At 70.2% G+C, this 17,686-nt stretch carries 16 protein-coding genes; 5 read left to right on the forward strand and 11 right to left on the reverse strand.

What is annotated here, in order from left to right; genetic code table 11:
• Positions 1–132: 132 nt before the first annotated feature.
• The 6 genes from ABZ193_RS15075 to ABZ193_RS15100 all read right to left on the reverse strand — a co-directional run bounded on the left by ABZ193_RS15075 (position 133) and on the right by ABZ193_RS15100 (position 6,856).
• Complete coding sequence (locus ABZ193_RS15075; RefSeq protein WP_237339217.1) at positions 133–1,407, reverse strand: thymidine phosphorylase; 1,275 nt, start codon at positions 1,405–1,407, stop codon at positions 133–135.
• A complete protein-coding gene (locus ABZ193_RS15080; RefSeq protein ID WP_020421796.1) occupies positions 1,404–1,793 on the reverse strand; it encodes a cytidine deaminase in 390 nt (129 codons plus the stop codon). The genes ABZ193_RS15075 and ABZ193_RS15080 overlap by 4 nt, the downstream gene beginning before the upstream one ends.
• The gene (locus ABZ193_RS15085; RefSeq protein WP_020421795.1) at positions 1,793–3,061 is read right to left on the reverse strand and encodes an ABC transporter permease; all 1,269 of its coding nucleotides are present in this window, start codon (positions 3,059–3,061) and stop codon (positions 1,793–1,795) included. Before ABZ193_RS15085 ends, ABZ193_RS15080 begins: the two co-directional genes overlap by 1 nt.
• Positions 3,058–4,149, reverse strand: coding sequence for an ABC transporter permease (locus ABZ193_RS15090; RefSeq protein ID WP_020421794.1), 1,092 nt, complete (start codon positions 4,147–4,149; stop codon positions 3,058–3,060). Before ABZ193_RS15090 ends, ABZ193_RS15085 begins: the two co-directional genes overlap by 4 nt.
• The gene (locus tag ABZ193_RS15095) at positions 4,146–5,678 is read right to left on the reverse strand and encodes an ABC transporter ATP-binding protein (protein ID WP_017986772.1); all 1,533 of its coding nucleotides are present in this window, start codon (positions 5,676–5,678) and stop codon (positions 4,146–4,148) included. The genes ABZ193_RS15090 and ABZ193_RS15095 overlap by 4 nt, the downstream gene beginning before the upstream one ends.
• A 74-nt stretch (positions 5,679–5,752) precedes the next feature.
• Positions 5,753–6,856, reverse strand: a complete 1,104-nt coding sequence (locus ABZ193_RS15100; RefSeq protein WP_237339220.1) for a BMP family ABC transporter substrate-binding protein — start codon at positions 6,854–6,856, stop codon at positions 5,753–5,755.
• A 503-nt stretch (positions 6,857–7,359) separates the two neighbouring features.
• On the opposite strand from ABZ193_RS15100, the gene sdhC reads away from it, so the two are divergent.
• The 4 genes from sdhC to ABZ193_RS15120 are packed head-to-tail and all read left to right on the forward strand — an operon-like array spanning position 7,360 to position 10,827.
• Entirely contained in the window at positions 7,360–7,809 is a 450-nt protein-coding gene (gene sdhC, locus ABZ193_RS15105; protein ID WP_017986770.1) for a succinate dehydrogenase, cytochrome b556 subunit, read from the forward strand.
• A 7-nt stretch (positions 7,810–7,816) separates the two neighbouring features.
• A complete protein-coding gene (locus ABZ193_RS15110; RefSeq protein ID WP_020421792.1) occupies positions 7,817–8,236 on the forward strand; it encodes a succinate dehydrogenase hydrophobic membrane anchor subunit in 420 nt (139 codons plus the stop codon).
• A gap of 28 nt (positions 8,237–8,264) precedes the next feature.
• Positions 8,265–10,052, forward strand: a complete 1,788-nt coding sequence (gene sdhA / locus ABZ193_RS15115) for a succinate dehydrogenase flavoprotein subunit (RefSeq protein WP_020421791.1) — start codon at positions 8,265–8,267, stop codon at positions 10,050–10,052.
• 1 nt (position 10,053) lies between these two features.
• Positions 10,054–10,827, forward strand: coding sequence for a succinate dehydrogenase iron-sulfur subunit (locus ABZ193_RS15120; RefSeq protein ID WP_020421790.1), 774 nt, complete (start codon positions 10,054–10,056; stop codon positions 10,825–10,827).
• A 66-nt stretch (positions 10,828–10,893) separates the two neighbouring features.
• Here ABZ193_RS15120 and ABZ193_RS15125 read toward each other — a convergent pair whose 3' ends face one another.
• Both ABZ193_RS15125 and ABZ193_RS15130 read right to left on the reverse strand, forming a co-directional pair.
• A complete protein-coding gene (locus ABZ193_RS15125) occupies positions 10,894–12,768 on the reverse strand; it encodes a VWA domain-containing protein (protein ID WP_027936417.1) in 1,875 nt (624 codons plus the stop codon).
• 339 nt (positions 12,769–13,107) lie between these two features.
• Complete coding sequence (locus ABZ193_RS15130; protein ID WP_027936416.1) at positions 13,108–13,347, reverse strand: SCO4848 family membrane protein; 240 nt, start codon at positions 13,345–13,347, stop codon at positions 13,108–13,110.
• Between the two features lie 124 nt (positions 13,348–13,471).
• Here ABZ193_RS15130 and ABZ193_RS15135 point away from each other — a divergent pair, with 124 nt between their 5' ends.
• Positions 13,472–14,632: a D-alanyl-D-alanine carboxypeptidase family protein gene (locus ABZ193_RS15135; protein ID WP_345070283.1), complete on the forward strand. Its 1,161-nt coding sequence runs from the start codon at positions 13,472–13,474 to the stop codon at positions 14,630–14,632.
• Between the two features lie 43 nt (positions 14,633–14,675).
• Here ABZ193_RS15135 and yhjD read toward each other — a convergent pair whose 3' ends face one another.
• The 3 genes from yhjD to ABZ193_RS15150 all read right to left on the reverse strand — a co-directional run bounded on the left by yhjD (position 14,676) and on the right by ABZ193_RS15150 (position 17,684).
• A complete protein-coding gene (gene yhjD / locus ABZ193_RS15140; RefSeq protein WP_020421785.1) occupies positions 14,676–15,680 on the reverse strand; it encodes an inner membrane protein YhjD in 1,005 nt (334 codons plus the stop codon).
• A gap of 65 nt (positions 15,681–15,745) precedes the next feature.
• On the reverse strand, positions 15,746–16,774 hold the full coding sequence (gene trpS, locus ABZ193_RS15145; protein ID WP_020421784.1) for a tryptophan--tRNA ligase: 1,029 nt from the start codon (positions 16,772–16,774) through the stop codon (positions 15,746–15,748).
• A gap of 13 nt (positions 16,775–16,787) precedes the next feature.
• Positions 16,788–17,684, reverse strand: a complete 897-nt coding sequence (locus tag ABZ193_RS15150; RefSeq protein ID WP_020421783.1) for a LysR family transcriptional regulator — start codon at positions 17,682–17,684, stop codon at positions 16,788–16,790.
• Positions 17,685–17,686: the final 2 nt, after the last annotated feature.

Consider the following 17,686-nt stretch of genomic DNA (forward strand, 5'->3'; position numbering starts at 1 on the left):
CCGCAAGGTTGGCATGTTCGGCCGCCGGTTGGCGGCCTGGGTTGCGGCCCTGGCTCAAGGTGATCGTTGCGTGTCAGGCGACGGGATGACCACCCGGCTCGGGTTTTGTTCAAAGCCCTGGCTTCGCGCCGCTCAGTCGGTGCGGTGCAGGATCAGGTTGCCCGGTTCCGGGGGTGTGTCAGTGATCTGGACCGCGTCGCTCAACGCCTCCAGTGCGGCCGGCACCGCATCGGGAGTGTCGGTGTGCAGCTCAAGCAACGGCTCCCCCGCCACCACCCGGTCACCGGGTTTGGCCAGGCACCGGACACCGGCCGCGTGCTGCACCGGGTCCTCCTTGCGCGCGCGGCCGGCACCCAGCCGCCAGGCAGCCACCCCGACGGCGTACGCGTCCAAAGCGGACAGATAACCCGACGACGGCGCAGCGAACACCGTGACGTGCCCCGGTTGCGGCAACGGCGCGGCAGGATCACCACCCTGAGCCGTGATCATCCGGCACCACGTCTCGTACGCCTCACCGGAGGCCAGCACCCGAGCCGGGTCCACCGAGATGTCCGCGAGCGCCAGCATCTCCCGCGCCAGGGCCACCGTCAGCTCGACCACGTCCGCCGGCCCGCCGCCCTGCAGCACCTCGACGGCCTCGGCGACCTCCACCGCATTCCCCACGGCGGACCCGAGCGGCGTGTTCATGTCCGTCAGCAAAGCGGTCGTCGCCACGCCGTGCGCCGAGCCGATCTCGACCAGCGTCCTGGCCAGCTCCAGCGCCTGCTCACGCGACTTCATGAACGCCCCGGACCCCGTCTTCACGTCCAGGACCAGGCCTGCCGAGCCCTCCGCGATCTTCTTGCTCATGATCGAGCTGGCGATCAACGGCACCGACTCGACCGTGCCCGTCACGTCCCGCAGCGCGTACAGCTTCCGGTCCGCCGGGGCCAACCCGGAGGTCGCCGCGCAGATCACCGCGCCGACCGAGTTCAGCTGCGCCGTGATCTCGCCGACCGACAGCGCGGCCCGCCAGCCGGGGATCGACTCCAGCTTGTCCAGCGTCCCGCCGGTGTGCCCCAGCCCCCGCCCGGAGAGCTGGGGCACCGCCGCGCCGCACGAGGCGACCAGCGGGGCCAGCGGCAAGGTGATCTTGTCGCCGACCCCGCCCGTCGAGTGCTTGTCCACCGTCGGCCGGTCCACGCGCAACGACAACCGCGAACCCGAGTCGATCATCGCGCCGGTCCAGGTCGCCGTCTCCCGCGCGTCCATCCCGCGCAGGAACACCGCCATCGCCAGCGCGGCCATCTGCTCCTCGGCCACCTCGCCACGCGTGTAGGCGTCCACGACCCAGCGGATCTGCTCGTCGCTCAGCGCGCCGCCGTCCCGCTTGGCCCGGATGACGTCGACCGCCGCAAACGCTTTCACGGCAGGTCCGCGGGACCGAACGCGTCCGGCAGCACCGAGGTCATCGGCAGGACCCCGGACGGGGTGTCCACCAGGCACGAACCGCCGCCCAGCTCGAACAGGATCTGCCGGCACCGGCCGCACGGCATCAGCAGATCACCGCTGCCGGACCGGCACGCCACCGCCACCAGGCGACCACCGCCGCTCAACCGCAACTGCCCGGCCATGGTGCACTCCGCGCACAACCCGAGCCCGTAGGAAGCGTTTTCCACGTTGCAGCCGACGACCACCCGGCCGTCGTCCACGAGCCCGGCCACGCCGACGTGCAGCCCCGAGTAGGGCGCGTACGCGCTCTTCGCCGCCTCGACGGCTTGAGCGCGCAACGCCTCCCAGTCGATCTCGCTCACTAGTCCCCCTCGCCACGCCGGTACCGGGCACCGCCGGCCTTCGGCGGCCGCAGCCGTTGCGACGCCACCGCCAGCACGATCAACGTCACCACGTGCGCGGTGTACGGGGTCAGCTCGCTCGGCAGCGTGTCGTTCGACCAGTAGATCCAGTACAGGACACCGGCGCCGACCACGCCGAGCGCGGCCGCGATCCACTGGCGGCGGATCAGCTGCACCACGACGATCACGAACAGCAGCAGCACCACGCCGTACAGCAGCGCGAGCACCGCCCGGCCACCGCCGGAGAGCTGCAGACCGTCCGCGTACCCGAACAGCGCCGCGCCGCCGAGCAGGCCACCCGGCCGCCAGTTGCCGAAGATCATCGCGGCCAGACCGATGTACCCGCGGCCGTTCGTCTGGTTCTCCAGGTAACCGCCACCGCCCTGCAGCAGCACCAGCGACGCGCCGCCCATACCGGCCAGGCCACCGGAGACCAGCACGCCCAGGTACTTGTGCGCGTACACGTTGATGCCCAGCGACTCGGCCGCCACCGGGTTCTCCCCGCACGACCGCAGCCGCAGTCCGAGCCGCGTCCGCCACAGCACCAGGTAGCTCACCGGCACCAGCAGGATCGCGATCATCGTCAGCGGCGCCACCCCGGTGACGAGCCCGTTGAGCAGGCCGGCCGCGTCCGAGATGAACACCCGCTGCTGGTCCTCCAGGTCGGTGAGCCAGTTCGACAGGAACGTCGCCGAGTAGGTGTCGAACGTCGGCACCGTCGGCGACTGCCGCGGGTTGCCGGACAACGGCTCGAAGATCAGCGTCGCCAGGTACTTGGCGACGCCGAGCCCGAGCAGGTTGATCGCCACACCGGAGACGATGTGGTTGACGTTGAACGTCACCGTCGCGATCGCGTGCAGCAGGCCGCCGAGCGCGCCGAACACGATCGCCGCGCCGAGGCCGGCCCACGGGCCGCCGTAGTAGGCGCCCCACGCCGCACCCCAGGTGCCGAGGATCATCATGCCCTCGAGCCCGATGTTGACCACGCCGCCGCGCTCGGACCACAGACCGCCGAGCGCGCACAGCAAGATCGGCAGCGCGAGCCGCAGCGCGGTCTGCGCGGTGTTGGTCGAGGTCAGCGTGTTGACCCCGGTCAGGTACGACGCGGTGGACAGCACCGCGACGATCCCGATCGCCCAGATGATCCCCCGCGCCCAGCCGGGGATCCGGCGCTTGCGCGGAGCGGGCGGCACGGTCAGCGGCGCCGCGGTTTCCGTCGCGAGACTCACACCGCACCCCCTTCACTCACCGAAGCGGGACGCCCGCCCGACAGCGCGCGGCCGACGCGGCGCTGGGCGGCGGCCAGGTCGGCCCGCTTCACGATCTCGTACGCCACGACGACCGACAGCACGATCGCGCCCTGCATGATCGTCGCGATCTCCTTCGGCACGTCGACCTGTTCCAGCGACACCGCCGACTTGTCCAGGAACGCCCACAGCAGCGCGCCGAGCGCGATGCCGCCGGGGTGGTTGCGGCCCAGCAGCGCGACCGCGATGCCGGTGAAGCCGTAGCCCTGGGTGGAGGTGATGGCGTAGGTGAAGTCACGGCCGACCAGCTCGGGGACGGCGACCAGGCCGGCCACCGCGCCGGACAGCAGCATCGCGATCAACGTCATCTTCTTCGCGTTGACGCCGCCCGCGGCCGCCGCCGTGGTCGACTCGCCGCTGGCCCGCAACTCAAAGCCGAACCGGGTGCGGTTGAGCATGAACCAGTAGGCGAACCCGATGACCGCGGCGATGATCACGAACCCGAACAGCTCGCCGCCGCCGATCGGGATGTTCGGCACCCGGCCGGACGGGGCGATCTCCTCGGTCTTGAGGTTGTTCCCGGTCAGCACGCCGAACTGGTCAGGGTTGATCAGGAACGCCACGATGCCGCCGACGATCGCGTTGAGCATGATCGTCGAGATGACCTCGCTGACGCCGCGGGTCACCTTGAGGATCGCCGGCACCGCCGCGTAGATCGCGCCGGCCAGCGCCGCGACTCCGATGATGAAGACGACGTGGATCACCGGCGGCAGCACGAACGCCCCGCCGACGATCGCGGCGACGACGGCCGCGAAGCGGTACTGGCCCTCGACACCGATGTTGAACAGGTTCATCTGGAAGCCGATGGCCACCGCGAGCCCGGACAGGTAGTAGACCGTCGCCAGGTTCACGGTGTCCACGGCGGTGGTGCCCTTGAACAGCTGACCGATCATGGTGCCGTAGGCCTGCAGCGGATCGGCTCCGGAGATCAGCAGTGCGATCGAGCAGATCAGCACCGAGAAGACGATCGCCAGCAGGGGCGGCAGCACCTTGGTGCGCCAGGAGGTCACGCGGCTTCCTCCGCTCCGGTCATGGCAGAGCCCAGTTCCTGAGGTGTGACGGTGGCCGGGTCGGCCTCGCTCACCAGACGTCCGCGCAGCATGACGCGGATGGTGTCGGACAGGCCGATCAGCTCGTCGAGGTCGGCCGAGATCAGCAGCACCGCGAGGCCGTCGTGCCGGGCCTGGCGGATCTGCTCCCAGATCAGCGCCTGCGCGCCGACGTCGACGCCGCGGGTCGGGTGCGAGGCGATCAGCAGCACCGGGTTGCCGGACAGCTCGCGGCCGACCACCAGCTTCTGCTGGTTGCCGCCGGACAGGGCCGCCGCGGGCACCTCGATGCCGGGCGTGCGGACGTCGTACTCGGCGACGATCCGCTCGGTGTCCTTGCGGGCGCCGGGGATGTCGAGCAGCTGGCCCTTGGAGACCGGCCGCCGGGTCTGGTAGCCGAGGATCCGGTTGGCCCACAACGGTTGCGTCAGCAGCAGGCCGTGCCGGGTGCGGTCCTCGGGCACGTAGCCGATGCCGGCCTCCCGCCGGGCGAGCGTGCCGAGCCCGGTCAGGTCGCGTGCCGTGCCGTCGGCGTCGACCAGCTCGATCGACCCGCCGCTGGCCTTGCGCATGCCCATGATCGTCTCGACCAGTTCGGTCTGGCCGTTGCCCTCGACACCGGCGATGCCGAGCACCTCGCCCGCGTGCACGGTGAAGGTGATGTCGTCGAGCACCGCGCGCTCGGAGCCTTCGACGGTCAGCCGCAAGCCGGACACGCGCAGCACGTCCCGGTCGGTGACCGTCGACTCGCGGGTCTCCGGGCTGGGCAGCTCGGACCCGACCATCATCTCCGCCAGCTCGCGCGAAGAGATCTTCTTCGGGTCGGCGGTGCCGACGGTGGTGCCGCGCCGGATCACGGTGACCGTGTCGGCGATCGCGCGGACCTCGTCGAGCTTGTGCGAGATGAAGATGAAGGTGAAGCCCTGCGCCTGCATGCCGCGCACCGTCTCGAACAGCGCGTCGACCTCCTGCGGCACGAGCACCGCGGTCGGCTCGTCGAGGATGACGATCCGCGCGCCGCGGTAGAGCACCTTCATGATCTCCACGCGCTGCCGGTCGGCGACGCCCAGCGTCTCGACCAGCGCGTCCAGCGGCGCGGACAGCCCGACCTGCTTCTCCAGCTCGGCCAGCTTCGCGCGCGCCGCGCGGCCGATGCCGTGCAGGTTCTCGGCGCCGAGCAGGACGTTCTCCCGCACGGTCAGGTTGTCGGCGAGCATGAAGTGCTGGTGCACCATGCCGATGCCGGCGCGGATCGCGTCCTGCGGGTTGCGCAGCCGGATCTGCTCGCCGTTGATCGCGATGGTGCCCTCGTCCGGCGGCTGCATGCCGTAGAGGATCTTCATCAGGGTGGACTTGCCGGCCCCGTTCTCGCCGCAGATGGCGTGGACCTCGCCCGACGCCACCGTCAGGTTGACGTCGGAGTTGGCGACCACGCCGGGAAAGCGCTTCGTGATGCCGCGCAGCTCGACGGCCGGTGGAGAGTTGGTCATGAGACCCCCGGAAACGGCGCACGGGGCCCGGGAAGGGATCACCCTCCCGAGCCCCGGACGCGGCTGGAAAAGATCTACTTCTGCGGCGTGGTCGGGACGGTGATCGCGCCCGAGATGATCGCCTGCTTGTAACCCTCGAGCTGCGGCTTGATGTCGTCGACCTTGCCACCGGAGGTGGAGTAGCCGACGCCGTCCACCGACAGGTCGAACCGCTTGGGCAGCGAGCTGAGCGTGTTGCTCGCCAGCGCCCGGATGTAGTCGTACACGGCCACGTCGACCCGCTTGAGCATGGAGGTCATGATGACGTCCTTGTACTCGGCGACGGTCGACTGGTTGTACTGGTCGGAGTCGACACCGATGGCGAGGCCCTTGGCCGCGCTCGCGGCCTGGAAGACGCCCTTGCCGGAGGCGCCGGCGGCCTGGTAGACCACGTCGGCGCCGGCGGAGAACTCGGCGGCGGCCTTGATGTTGCCCTTCGCCGGGTCCTGGAAACCGGTGTTGTCACCGGCCGGGGTCAGGTAGTCGCTGGTGATCTGCACCTTGTTCGACGCGGCCTTCGCGCCCGCGATGAAGCCGGCCTCGAACTTCTGGATCAGCGGGGTGTTCACGCCGCCGACGAAGCCCACGTGGCAGTTCTTGCTCTTGTAGACCGCCGCGACACCCACCAGGAAGGAGCCCTGCTCCTCGGAGAACACCAGCGGGGTGACGTTCGGCGCGGTCACCGAGTCGTCGTCCACGATGGCGAACTGGGTGTTCGGGAACTTCGGGGCGACGGCCTGCACGGCGCTCGCGTAGGCGAAGCCGATCGCCAGGATCGGGCTGTAGCCGTCCGCGGCCAGCTGGGTCAGGCGCTGCTCCTTGGCGGCCTCGTCCTCGGTCGGCGACGCGGTGCTCTCCCGGACGTCGGTGACGCCCATGTCGGCCTTGGCCTTGTCCACGCCCGCGGCGGCGGCGTCGTTGAACGACGCGTCACCACGGCCCCCGATGTCGAACGCGAGCGCGACCCGCAGCTTGCTGGCGTCGACCCGCTCGCCCGCGGCGCTCGAAGTCGTCGAAGCCGCGGTGGCCGCCGGCGCCTGTGCCGTGACGCAGGAACCGGCCGCGGCGTTGTCGTTGTTGCTGCTCCCGCTGGTGCCGGAGTCCTTCGCACACCCCGCCAGCGCGAGCGCCGCCGCCATGGCGGTGGCAGCCAGTGTGGTGGCACGCGTCTTACGCACCCTGTCTCTCCCTCCCCGCTGGTGTTCCAGCGGACCCGAGAACGACCCGGCTCATTGCCGGGCTCGACGGGCGAACGGTACCCGCCTGTGAGCAAATGGCCATGCCAGAGCCACAGCACGTAACCTAAATGTTTGCTTGTTCTCCGGCACGGCGACAGTTCAATCACATTGAGTCACGCCCACCCGACCGAGTGAGCGAGATTCACCTCACTTCGCGAAGTTTGGGCGACGTGCTAACGGGGATGAGACCTGCGACACGCAGAGGGTGTCTGGTCGATCACACACACCAACCACAGGTTGAGTGCGGTATGGCGAGCAGGTCTAGCATCCCCTTTATCCAAGCTCGATGGCCTTGAACACCCCGCCGGGGCGCCTGCGAAGTCCCAGGTGGACGCTCCCGCGGCCCGGTGGATTCGCAGGTCAGCCGGGCACAGTCCAACCACGACGTTGGAGGCCGTACACCGATGTCCACCACGGCGAGCACCGCCGCCGACCAGACGGCGGCGGAGGCGAGCGATCGGGCGGGTGCCTCACGCCGGAGCGGGACCTTCTACCGGGGCGACCCGGGCATGTGGTCCTGGGTCCTGCACCGGATCACGGGCGTGCTCACCTTCTTCTTCCTGTTCGTCCACGTCCTCGACACCGCGCTGGTCCGGGTTTCCCCCGACACGTACAACGAGGTCATCGAGACCTACAAGACCCCGCTGGTCAACCTCATGGAGGTCGGCCTGGTCGGCGCCGTGCTGTTCCACGCGCTGAACGGCATCCGGGTCATGCTGGTCGACTTCTGGTCGAAGGGCACCAAGTACCAGAAGCACATGCTGTGGACGGTCGCCGTCATCTGGGTGCTCGTCATGATCCCCGGTGCCATCGCGATGATGTGGCGCACGGTGTCGGAAATGTTCGGAGGCTGAGCGAGAGATGGCAACCGAGACCCTCGCACTCGACAAGCCGCGCTCGCCGCGGCGCCCCGCCGCCCGCCGCAGCAACTTCGAGCTCTACAGCTGGCTGTTCATGCGGATCTCCGGCCTCGCACTGGTCGTACTGGTGCTCGGCCACCTGTTCATCATGAACATCCTCGACGGCGGCGTGCACCGGATCAACTGGGGCTTCGTCGCAGGCCGCTGGTCCTCGCCGTTCTGGCAGTTCTGGGACCTGGCGATGCTGTGGCTGGCCCAGCTGCACGGCGGCAACGGCCTCCGGACGGTCATCGACGACTACGCGCGCAAGGACAGCACGCGCTTCTGGCTGAAGATCGTGCTCTACGTGTCGATGGTCATCATCCTGTTCGTGGGCACCCTGGTGATCTTCACCTTCGACCCCGACATGGCCGGCAGCTGACCCACCACCACCCGAGGAAGAAGCGGACATGCAGTTCCACAAGTACGACGTGGTGATCGTGGGCGCCGGTGGCGCCGGGATGCGCGCCGCCATCGAGGCGGGCCAGCGGGCCCGCACCGCGGTCCTCACCAAGCTCTACCCGACCCGCTCCCACACCGGCGCGGCTCAGGGCGGCATGTGCGCCGCCCTGGCCAACGTCGAGGAGGACAACTGGGAGTGGCACACCTTCGACACGGTCAAGGGCGGCGACTACCTGACCGACCAGGACGCGGCGGAGATCATGGCCAAGGAGGCCATCGACGCCGTGCTCGACCTGGAGAAGATGGGCCTGCCGTTCAACCGGACGCCGGAAGGCAAGATCGACCAGCGCCGGTTCGGCGGGCACACCCGTGACCACGGCAAGGCCGCGGTGCGCCGGGCCTGCTACGCGGCCGACCGCACCGGTCACATGATCCTGCAGACGCTGTACCAGAACTGCGTCAAGCACGGGATCGAGTTCTTCAACGAGTTCTACGTGCTCGACATGATCACGACCGAGACCGAGAACGGGCCCGTCGCCACCGGCGCGGTCGCCTACGAGCTCGCGACCGGCGAGATCCACGTCTTCCAGGCGAAGGCCGTCGTGTTCGCCACCGGTGGCTTCGGCAAGGTCTTCAAGACCACGTCGAACGCGCACACCCTCACCGGCGACGGCATGGGCATCTACTACCGCAAGGGCCTGCCGCTGGAGGACATCGAGTTCTACCAGTTCCACCCGACCGGCCTGGCCGGCCTCGGCATCCTGCTCACGGAGGGCGCCCGCGGTGAGGGCGCGATCCTGCGCAACGCCTCGGGTGAGCGGTTCATGGAGCGCTACGCCCCCACCATCAAGGACCTCGCGCCGCGCGACATCGTCGCCCGGTCGATGGTCCTGGAGGTCCTCGAAGGCCGCGGCGCCGGCCCGCACAAGGACTACGTGCTCCTCGACTGCACCCACCTGGGCGCCGAGGTCCTGGAGACGAAGCTGCCGGACATCACCGAGTTCGCCCGCACCTACCTGGGTGTGGACCCGGTGAAGGAGCCGGTGCCGGTGTACCCGACCGCGCACTACGCGATGGGCGGCATTCCGACGAACGTGCACGGCGAGGCCCTGCTCGACAACGACACCGTCCTGCCCGGCGCCTACGCCGCCGGCGAGGTCGCGTGCGTGTCGGTGCACGGCGCGAACCGGCTGGGCACCAACTCGCTGCTGGACATCAACGTGTTCGGCCGCCGCGCCGGCATCGCCGCCGCCGAGTACGCCAACAACCACGACTTCGTCGAGCTGCCGGAGAACCCGGCCAAGATGGTCGAGGGCATGGTCGACCACCTGCGCACCGCGCACGGTGGCGAGCGGGTCGCGGACATCCGCACCGAGCTGCAGCAGACCATGGACACCAACGCGGCCGTGTACCGCACCGAGGACACGCTGAAGACCGCGCTGACCGACGTGCAGCGGCTCAAGGAGCGCTACGGCCGGATCTCGATCCAGGACAAGGGCAAGCGGTACAACACCGACCTGCTCGAGGCGATCGAGCTGGGCTTCCTGCTCGACCTGGCCGAGGCGCTGGTCAACGCGGCGCTGGCGCGCAAGGAGTCCCGCGGCGGGCACGCCCGCGAGGACTACCCGAACCGCGACGACGTCAACTTCATGCGGCACTCGATGTCGTACAAGATGCTGCCGGAAACGCCCGACCCGGACGCCCCGCTGGGCATCAACGGGTTCATGGCCGACATCCGGCTGGACTACAAGCCGGTGACCTTCACCCGGTACGAGCCGATGGAGCGGAAGTACTGACATGACCGCGGTAGCCGAACAGAAGACCGTGAACGGCATTCCCGCGCCCGAGGGCTCGGTCACCATCACGGTGAAGATCCAGCGGTTCAACCCGGAGATCGACGACGCGCCGCACTGGGAGTCCTACGAGGTCCCGGCGCTGCCGACCGACCGGGTGCTGAACCTGCTGTTCAACATCAAGAACTACGTGGACGGCACGCTGTCGTTCCGCCGGTCGTGCGCGCACGGCATCTGCGGTTCGGACGCGATGCAGATCAACGGCATCAACCGGCTGGCCTGCAAGGTGCTCGTCAAGGACCTGCTGGCGAAGGACGGCAAGGAGACCACCGTCACCGTGGCCCCCATCAAGGGCCTGCCGACGCTGAAGGACCTCTACGTCGACATGGAGCCGTTCTTCGAGGCGTACCGGGCGGTGAAGCCGTACCTGATCACCTACGGCAACGAGCCCACGCGCGAGCGGATCCAGTCGGCGGCGGACCGCGAGCGGTTCGACGACACCACCAAGTGCATCCTGTGCGCGGCGTGCACCTCGTCGTGCCCGGTGTACTGGAACGACGGGTCGTACTTCGGCCCGGCGGCGATCGTCAACGCCCACCGGTTCATCTTCGACAGCCGTGACGAGGGCTCCGAGGAGCGGCTGGACATCCTGAACGACGCCGAGGGCGTGTGGCGCTGCCGCACGACCTTCAACTGCACCGACGCGTGCCCGCGTGGCATCCAGGTGACGAAGGCGATCCAGGAGGTAAAGCGCGCGCTGCTGTTCAAGCGCGTCTGAGGTTCCTGTGGAAGAGGCCCCCTCGCCCTGGTGGCGAGGGGGCCTCTCTCGTTGGTGGTGCGTCGGTCAGGTGCGGCGGCCGCGGACGGCGAGCACGATGATCGCGGCCACGACCACGACGGCCGCGCCGCCGAGCCAGAACGGCCAGACGGGCGTGCCTTCGCCGGTGGCCTCGGCGAGGGGCGTGGCCTCAGCGGTTTCGGTGGGCTGGTCGTCGCCGAAGACGCCCCCGCTCGGGCCGGTGTAGGCCGGGCCGGGTTCCGGCGTGCCTGCCACCGTGAGGTCCAGCGTGACCGGGGCCGGGACGTTGTCGCCCTCGTCGAAGGTCGCGCCCAGTTTGACCGCGATGTAGTACCAGCCCGCGACGGCCTGCGTGCGCACCGTCGAGTCGTCGGCCTCGCGGTTGTGGTAGCGCACGGGCGCGGTGGCGATCGCGTCTTGGGTCGGCAGCACGCCGCCGGAGCCGGTGAAGACCGTGGTGTCGGAGTCGATCTCGGCGCGGTACGGGTTGTAGGCGGTGGTGGCGATGTTCGAGACGTTGTCGACGCCGCTGCCGCCCGCCTGTCCGAAGTGGACGCGGTAGGCCAGGCCCTGGCCCCAGCCCAGCTTGACGCGGTAGAACACGTACTCGCCGCGCTGGAGAGTGTCGGTGTAGCGGCCGCTGCCCGTCAGCGGGGCGGCGACGTTGAACGAGCCGCCGCCGACCACGGGCGTGCCGGCGCCGGTGGGTTCGGTGAACGCGGTGGTGGGCAGGACTGCCTCGGGGCCACCGTCGGCGACCGCGGGCTCGACGCCGACGAGCAGTTCGACCGGCAGCCGCTCGGGCACCTCGGCCGACACGCGGTCCCAGGTCAAGGCGAAGTAGTACCGCCCGCCGCCGCGGCAGTTGTCGGTGCTGCCGCTGCCCTTCTTCGGCTCGGTGGCGCCGTCCCAGGCCTTGGCGATCGTGAGGGCGACGCCGTCGCTGGACATGGTCGCCTGCTCGGACAGGAAGGCGTGGCAGTCCTCGCCGCCCGCGCCGTAGACGCGCAGCTGGAGCGAGTTGATGTCGTCGAGCCGGTCGACGCCGGGCAGGCGGGGGAAGGAGATCGTGCCGCTGAAGTAGGCGGTGGCGCCCTGCGGGACGTCGACCGCGTAGTAGCGGGTTTCCTTCTGGCCGAGGGTGTCCAGGTGCTGGCCGGAGGCGGCGACCGGCGCGGTGTCCCAGCTCGCGGCGCCGGCGATCGGGGTGCCCGCGGGCTCGTAGGTGCGCAGCGCGGTGGCGGAGACGCGCGGCAGGATGCGCTCCAGGGTCTTGCCGTCGGGCGCGTCGCTGTAGGTGCCGCCGGTGACCTGGGCGATGCAGGTGAGCTGCTCGCGGGACTTGGCGTCGACGTCGAAGCCGACCGCGTGCACGACGACCTTGGCGCCCTGGGCGGTCAGTTCCCTGGCGACCTCGCACGGGTCGGGCGGGGCGCAGGTGTCCTCGCCGTCGGAGACGAGGACGATCGCGCGCGGACCGGTCTGCGGGAGCGCGGCGGCGGCGGTGCGCAGGGCGGTGCCGATCGGGGTGTAGCCGCTGGGCTGGATGCCGTCGACGGCCGCGGTGAGGGCGGGTTTGTCGATGGTCTTCGGGGGGCTGAGGACCTGGACGTCCTGGCAGCCCTGGGCCTTCTCGGCGTCGGACGAGCCGGTGCGGGTGCCGTAGACGGTGAGGCCCACTTCAGCCTCCGCGGGAGCCGACCCGATGAACCGGCGGAGGGCGCTCTTCGCGGCGTCCATCTTGGTGCCGGTGGCGTCCGCCTGTTTCATCGAGCCGGACCCGTCGAGGACGAGCATGGTCGGGGCGTAGGCGGGTTGCTGCGCTTCGGGCTGCGCCTGTGCCTGTGCGTGGGCTGGGGCGAGCCCGACGGCCAGCAGACCAGCGACGGCCGCCGGGAGGAGCCTGGAAAGTCGGAACATGATCCCCCATCCGTGTGATCGATGCCGCTTGGATGCGATCGCAAACGGATGGGTTCCGCCTACTTCCGGAAGACGGTGGGCAACGGCCCGCGCGCGACGGCGGGTTCCAAGGTGAAGCCGAGCGCACGGGCAAGCGTGGCCAGGGTGCCGACGAATTCGGCCCGCCGGTCGTTCGACAGCGGGGGCGGGATCAAGCCTGGCGGCGCTTAGCCATGTCGCGACAGCGCCGCGCCGGGCCGGCTCTACGGGACGCCCTTCTCCAGGAGAGCTATCCACTCACCGCAAGCGGCTACCCCGCACGTTCGGCGGCGCGATGCTCCAGCACCCACTGCCAGCCGGTCAGGCGTCGACCTTTTCGGGGCGCTTCGTGCGCAGCCCGCGCCATCCGATGATCCCGATGATCGTTCCCAGCGTGAAGCTCACGATCGCCAGGATGAGGTGCACCACGAAGAACCCGGTGGCCGACCCGTCCGGCCCCCACGAGTTCTCGCTGGCCCACAGGTTCTTCACGAACGTGATCCAGATGACCCAGGACCAGATCCCGAAAGCCAGCAGGAACCACGCCACACGTCGAGACATGCTCCGAGTATCCCCCGATCGGATCAGGGCGCCGCGCCGGGGAACCGGTACGCGCGTCCTCTAGCCTGCTTTGGTGCGACGCGGTTTTCTGCTCTCCCTCGTTCTGGTTGTGTTGTCCGGTCTCGTGCCGTTCGCCGGCACCGCGGCGGCCGCTCCCGCCGTCTGCCCTGACGCGGTCGTGCCACCCCCGCCGGTGGACACCTCCGAACAGCCACCGCCCGGCGTCGCCTCGCCCGCTCCCCTTCCGGTGCCCAAGGCGGCCGTCGGCGGGGCTCGGATGGGCGAGTGCGGTGTCGTCTACCCGTCCGGCGCCGCCGTTCCGCCCGACACCACCGCCGCGTCCTGGGTGGTGCAGGACCTCGAAACCGGCGAGGTGCTCGCCGCGAAGAACCCGCACGCCCGGCAGCGCCCGGCGTCGCTGATCAAGACGCTGCTGGCGCTCGTGGTGATCCGCGACCTCAAGCCGGACCAGGTGATCGTCCCGACGGTCGAGGACGCCAGCCAGGAGTGCACCTGCGTCGGCCTCGTCGCGGGCGGGCGCTACACCGTCGACCTGCTGCTGCACGGCCTGCTGATGCACTCCGGCAACGACGTCGCCCACGCCTTCGCGACCGCGCTGGGCGGGGTGCCTGCGACCGTGCGGAAGATGAACGAGCTGGCCGCGGAACTCGGCGCGACGGACACCCGCGCCGCGACGCCGTCCGGCCTCGACGGCCCGGGCATGTCGGCGTCGGCCTACGACATGAGCCTGATCTTCAACTACGCCATGAAGCAGCCCGAGTTCGCCGACTCGATCGCGACCCGCGCGGTCCAGATCCCGGCGCAGCCCGGCAAACCGGCGTTCTCGATCGTCAACGACAACAAGCTGCTCGGCACCTACAACGGGTTCCTCGGCGGCAAGACCGGCTTCACCGACGACGCCCGCCACACCTACGTCGGCGGCGCCGAGCAGAACGGCCGTCGCGTCGCAGTGGTCCTGATGCGCGCCGAGAACCGCCCGACCCCGGTGGTGAACCAGGCCAAGGCGCTGCTGGACTACGGCTTCGCGCTGGCCCGGTCCAACGCCTCGCCCGTCGGGCACCTGGTGTCGCCCGTCGTGTCGGAGGAGACCGCGGGCAGCACCTCGGACGTCGCCGGTGTCTCCGACGCCGGGGCCGCCGCCGGGGAGAAGGATCCGTTCGGAGTGACGGGGTGGATCCTGACGCTGGTGGTGGCGGTGATCATCGTGGCCGGGTTCGTGATCGGGCACCACCGCAAGAAGGGGCAGGGGCCGCAGGCCTACTGACGGCCTTCGGACCGGCCGGCGCTGTTGTGCGGGAGCCGCGCTGCTACCGCCGGCGCCGACCGAGCCAGGCCAGCATCGCACCGGCGCTGAACGCTCCTGCCACGGCGCCCGCGCCGGGGCCGCGCCGCACCTCCACCGTCGGGCGGATGACCGCCGGTGGCGGGGGCTCGACCGTCGTCACGAGGTTCTCCCGCGCGGTCGCCGTCCAGGCCGTCACGAACAGCAGGAACCGGGACACCAGGTTGGCGAACACCAGCAGACCGATGATCGGCCCGAACAGGGCCCCGCTCGGCGAACTGGTCACGCTCGCCAGGTAGATCGAACCGACCTGCTTCAGCACCTCGAAACCCACCGAGGCGATCGCGGCGCCCTTGATCGCGCTGCGCGCCGACACCTTCTCCCGCGGCAGCCGCGACAGCACCCACAGGAACACCAGCATGTTCGCCAGCAGCGACAACAGGATCGTCGCCAGGCGGAGGATGAACACCGCCCACCCCTGGTCGTCCAGGCCGACCCACCGCAGGATCAGGTTGCCGACCCCACCGCCGATCGCGGTCAGGCCGAACGACACCACCAGCGCCAGCCCGAGCCCGGCCAGCGCGAGCAGGTCCTTGATCGTCGTCGAGACGATCGGGCGGCTCTTCTTCTCCTGTCCCCACTGGGCGGTCAGCGCGTCCCGCAGGTTGCTCATCCAGCCGATCCCCGAGTACAGGGCCAGCAGCAGACCGAACACCCCCGTGCCGCCGCGCGACTTCAACGCCGTGTCCACGATGTTCGCGACGAAGTCCCCGATGCCCGCCGGCGTCGACGACACGATCCCGTCACGCAGCTCGTTCAGGGCGGCCTCGTTGTTCGCCAGCACGAACCCGGCGATCGAGAACCCGACCATGAGCAGCGGGAACAACGACAGCACGCTGAAATACGTGATCGCCGCCGCGTAGTGGTTGCCGTAGCGCTCACCGAACGCGTCGTTGGCCCGCACCAGGTGATCGAGCCACGGGTACTTCCGGCGCAGCCGCGGGACCAGCTTTTCCTTCTCTTCCGCCACGGGAAAACGCTAACGACCCCGCCCCGACCTCGCAATTCGGGGCCGGGGCGAGTCCACTGTGGACGTCAGGACGCGGGCGGCAGGAATCCGACGCGGTCGAACACCCGGGCCAGCGTCCGCGACGACACCTCGCGCGCCTTCTCCGCGCCGCGGGCCAGGACCTTGTCCAGTTCGGCCACATCGTCCAGATAGGACTGGACGCGCTCCTGGATCGGGGTGACCCACTCGACCAGGACCTCGGCCAGGTCCTTCTTCAGGTCGCCGTACCCCTTGCCCTCGTAGGCCGCCTCCAGGTCCGCGATCGTGCGGTCGGTCAGCGCCGAGTAGATCGACAGCAGGTTCGACACGCCGGCCTTGTTCTCCCGGTCGAACTTGACCTCGCGGCCGGTGTCGGTGACCGCCGAGCGGATCTTCTTAGCCGAGCGCTTCGGGTCCTCCAGCAGCTCGATGATGCCGTTCGGCGAGGACGCCGACTTGCTCATCTTCACCGCCGGGTCCTGCAGGTCGTAGATCTTCGCCGTGCCCTGCACGATGTGCGGCTCCGGCACGGTGAACGTCTTGCCGAAGCGCTGGTTGAACCGCTGCGCCAGGTTGCGGGTCAGCTCCAGGTGCTGGCGCTGGTCCTCGCCCACCGGCACCGCGTCCGCCTGGTAGATCAGGATGTCCGCGGCCATCAGCACCGGGTAGGTGAACAGGCCGACGCTCGCGTGGTCGGTGCCCTGCTTGGCGGCCTTGTCCTTGAACTGCGTCATCCGGCTGGCCTCGCCGAACCCGGTCAGGCACTCCAGCACCCAGGACAGCTGCGCGTGCTCGGGCACCTGACTCTGCACGAACAACGCGCTGCGCTCCGGGTCCACACCCAGCGCGAGCAGCTGCGCGGCCGAGACGCGGGTGCGCTGCCGCAGCACCTTCGGGTCCTGCTCGACCGTGATCGCGTGCAGGTCGACGACCATGTAGAAGGTCTCGTGCGTGTCCTGCATGCGCACCCACTGCCGGAGGGCGCCGAGGTAGTTGCCGAGGTGGAACGAGTCGGCGGTCGGCTGGATCCCGGAGAGCACGCGCGGGCGGGCGGTGGTTTCTGGCGCTTCGGACACGACCCTGATTGTCTCAGGCCCCGCGGACGGCGATCGCAGCGAGGTCCGCCGCCGGGCCGCGCAGCCGCGACCCAGCGCGCCAGACCAGCCGGAGCTCGCGGTGCAGGTCGAGTCCGCCGACGTCGACGGCGACGAGCGTGCCCGCCGTGATTTCCGCGGCGACGGTGTGCGCGCCCAGCACGGCCGGGCCGATGCCCTCCATGACCGCCGACTTGATCGCGGTCGTCGACGAAAGTTCCAGCAGCGGCTCGGCCAGCTCCGCGGGCGCCAGCGCGACTTCCAGCGCGCGGCGGGTGCCGGAGCCGCGTTCCCGGCTGATCAGCGGCGTAGCGGCCAGCTCGTCCGCCCGCGTCGGCCGCCGTCGCCGGGCCCACGGGTGGCCGGGAGCGACGACGAGCCGGAGTTCGTCGACGGCCACCGTCTCGGCCTCGAGTCCCGCCGGCAGGTCCGGCCCTTCGACGAACCCGAGGTCGACCTCGCGGGCCAGCACCTGCGCGGCGACCTCCCCCGAGTTGCCCGAGGTGAGCGCCACCGCGGTGCCCGGGTCGAGGCGGCGCAGCGCGGCGAGCCACCGGGGCAGCAGGTACTCGGCGACGGTCAGGCTGGCCGCCACGCGCAGGTGCTCGTCCCGGCGGGCGCGCAGCGCGGCGATCCCGGCTTCCAGGTCGGTGGCGGCCTCCACGACCGGCCGGGCCCAGTCGGCCACCAGCGCGCCGGAGTCGGTGAGCCGGGAGCCGCGCGGCGACCGGTCGACGAGCGCGACGCCGATCTGCGCCTCCAGCTGGCGGATCCGGGCGCTGGCCGCGGGCTGCGAGATCCCGTGGGCACGCGCGGCCGCCCCGATGCTGCCGAGCTGCGCGACGGACAGCAGCAGCTCGAAGCCGGCGAGGTCGGTGACACGCAGGGGCATAG

Source organism: Amycolatopsis sp. NPDC006125 (genome assembly GCF_040614195.1).
Classification (GTDB): domain Bacteria; phylum Actinomycetota; class Actinomycetes; order Mycobacteriales; family Pseudonocardiaceae; genus Amycolatopsis_E; species Amycolatopsis_E tucumanensis.